Source organism: Aggregatibacter kilianii (assembly GCF_003129965.1).
In the GTDB taxonomy this organism is placed as follows: Bacteria; Pseudomonadota; Gammaproteobacteria; order Enterobacterales; family Pasteurellaceae; genus Aggregatibacter; species Aggregatibacter kilianii_A.
The window spans coordinates 1-2,842 of record NZ_NRCJ01000031.1 but is presented as its reverse complement, the minus strand read 5'-3'; the positions used below and the strand labels follow the sequence as shown (position 1 = coordinate 2,842).

1 protein-coding gene and 2 pseudogenes are annotated in these 2,842 nt (G+C 40.1%); all 3 read right to left on the bottom strand.

The window, feature by feature from the left end:
- Window positions 1-938, bottom strand: a pseudogene (locus DK430_RS13050) (type VI secretion system tip protein TssI/VgrG); the annotation flags it as partial.
- A 90-nt stretch (window positions 939-1,028) separates the two neighbouring features.
- On the bottom strand, window positions 1,029-1,625 hold the full coding sequence (locus tag DK430_RS13045; protein WP_109079475.1) for a hypothetical protein: 597 nt from the start codon (window positions 1,623-1,625) through the stop codon (window positions 1,029-1,031).
- A 25-nt stretch (window positions 1,626-1,650) separates the two neighbouring features.
- Window positions 1,651-2,842 (bottom strand): annotated as a pseudogene (locus DK430_RS13040) (hypothetical protein); the annotation flags it as partial.

The following is a 2,842-nucleotide window of genomic DNA, read 5'->3' as shown; positions in this document are numbered from 1 at the left end:
TTTGGTGTCTGAATGACTGCTTTAATCAGTTGGTCTTTGGCATTGTAGGAATAGGTTTGCACTTCACCGTTATTTCGCTTGCGTTGGCTTAAGTTGCCGAATTCGTCATAGCCATAGGTGACGCCTTGGTATTCGAGCAGTTGGTTATTCAACTGTTTATCGGTTTCCCGCTCAATCAGATTATGTGCCGGGTCAAAGGCAAAGACTTCATTGCCAGCCATGGTCAGTTGACCGAGTTTATCATAATAGTAATCCTGATTACCTGAACGCAAGTCGCGGCGTTGAATCAGGTTGCCTGTTTCATTATAGCGATAAGTCCGATTGACAAGCGTATGTGGTGCAGCTTGTGGTGTTGTTTGTGTTGCCGGTTGCGTCGTTTGCTGTTCAAGTGTTGCCAACTGTGCTTCCAGTCTGCCGATAGCATCCAGCTTGAACGAGGTGACAAGTTTCCCTTGCGTACGCGAGACTTCACGGTGCAGTTTATCGCGGGTGATGTCGGTGATGAGGCAGTCATTGAATTTGATTGCGGATAAATGACCGCTTCCGTAGTAGAAGTAATCAATTTGTTCACCGCTCGGTAAGGTAGTTGCCAGTCGGTTGCCGTTGGCATCATAGGTATAACGCATGACTTGGCTGTGACCGTCTTTGTCCGATAAATGATGTTCGATAACTCTGCTTACGTCGTCATAGGTAAAGTGTATTGTGGTTTGCTCATCGGCTAACTGACTCAATCTGCTCAGTGGGTCATAATGATAAGTGGTTTGCTGACGTTGCCCGTCAAATTGGCTAACCTGCTCGGCGATGATTCGTCCGAGATTATCCCGTTTAAATTCGGTGGTACGCAATACTTGTTTGTGGTTATCGGTGCCGGGGTAAAAACGATAGGTGACTAGGTTTTCATTGGTGAGTTGTACCAAGCGTCGGGCGCTGTCAGACATACATTGTTTTAACACCAAAAAGTGCGGTTGTTTTTCCAAGCGTTTTTTCTATTGAAAAACGACTGAGAAACTGACCGCACTTTAAATTCACTATTGTTTCTTGCTTTCAGCAAGTTCATTCAAACCTTTCACCAAGGTGTCATATCCTTCAGGTAAATATGGCTTACCAATTGAGCTTTCTCCAGTGTAATACCAAGCCGTACCGTCATTATATTGAATTGATAAATCCCAAAGGTACCCATTCCCAGCTGCTTTCAGTCCAGGGGTTGCATTATCATAATTATTTTTCCAATGAGTCATGTTACTTTTTTCTAATAGATTATATAAAGCTTCAATATCACTTTCTGAAAGATTAATTTCAAACTCCTCTAAACCACCTAAATGTAAACGAGTAAAATTAACTTGCATTTTTTTTCTTGTTATATCAATAGCAAAGCTGTTTTTTGTTTGCATATTTACAAGTTCAAGGAATAATATTTTTGCAATATTCCTAACAGGTTGAGAATGCTCGCTATTTTTTAAATCATTATGGAATGCATATAAGTTTTCAAAGTCAGAGATAGGGAGATTTTCTTTCATGTTGTATTCCTTACTAAAATGATTAATGTTGTCTTTAGACAATGCTTGTTCAAGAGTTATGCAGGGAATTGATATTATTAAGCCCAAGTTAATTATTGCTTTTAACATTTTTTTCTCCTGTAGAATTATAATTTTATTTAGCTAGATCAATTATAATCTGCTCTAAATGTTCCGTAGATTTGGGTAGATATTGTTTAATGCTATTGAGTCCATCACTCTTTTCAGGATCTAATATCATTTGACGACCATAATATTCGGCAAAGCTCTCTTTGTTTGTCGTATTAACAACTTTTCCTGATTTTACCCAGTAGCTTTCTCTATGACTCCAGCTACCTGAAACTTTTAATCCGGAAACTCCTCCGTAAACATCTGAAGCCGATTCATTGGCTGCACCTTGTAAATTTGAATTAATATTTTTTACTGTGGCTGCATATACTGCTTTATCATTAGCTGAAACATCACTTATTTTTTTTGTTGGATCCGTCAAAATAGCTGTAATATTATCAACGGATGTTTTTTCGGCGCCCGATAATTGCTCATAGCTTTTAGAATAGTAGCCTGCTCCTGTTTTTCTCACATAATTTGCAGTGTCTTCAATATTGTGATCCGACAAGGTCTTTCCGTTATATTGGTGAAATTCTGATAAGAATTCTGCATCCGAACCTTTAAAAGCTCGTTGGAAAACATTTAATTTATCTCTTCCGCCATAGTAATCAATCCCGTGTCCCAATTCATGGAAAAAGGTATAGTAATTTCCCCGGGGATTATTTCTGTCCTGTGAAAAATCAACAGTGATAAGGTTGTCGGAAGCTTGGAAATAAGCATCTTTGTTATTATTCGGTTCAATTCTCATCTTATCCAAGTATTTCATGCCCAAGGAACGATAAGGCTCTCTAGCCGTGTACATAAGGTATTTGATTTCATTTCTGTCCTTTTCTTCCAAAGGTTCCAAAAATTTATTGACCTTTTTGGCATTCTCAGGATTTGCCGCTTCGTATTCAGCAATGGCTTTGGCTTTTTCCGCATCACTGACAGGACCGCCCGGACCACCCATACCACTTACTGCTCCCAACGCACCGGCACTGCTCATTGTTGCCATCATGCCTGCCACGGCTGTGTTCCCACTGCCCGGATTCAACTCAATAGGCTGCCCATTAATATACACATACTTGCCTTCCACCTGAATATTGCCGTTCTTAAACATACTCAGTTTGGCACCGGCGGTCTCAAAGACAATATTATCCGCCGTGGAGTTCATCAGGAGGTCAGCTTTAACGGTCAGTTGATAGTCTTGTCCGACATAGATTTCCTGATTCTTACCGATA

Coding starts and splice junctions, on each gene's coding strand:
- DK430_RS13045 (WP_109079475.1), bottom strand. CDS start 1,625: ATGTTAAAAGCAATAATTAACTTGGGCTTAATAATATCAATTCCCTGC.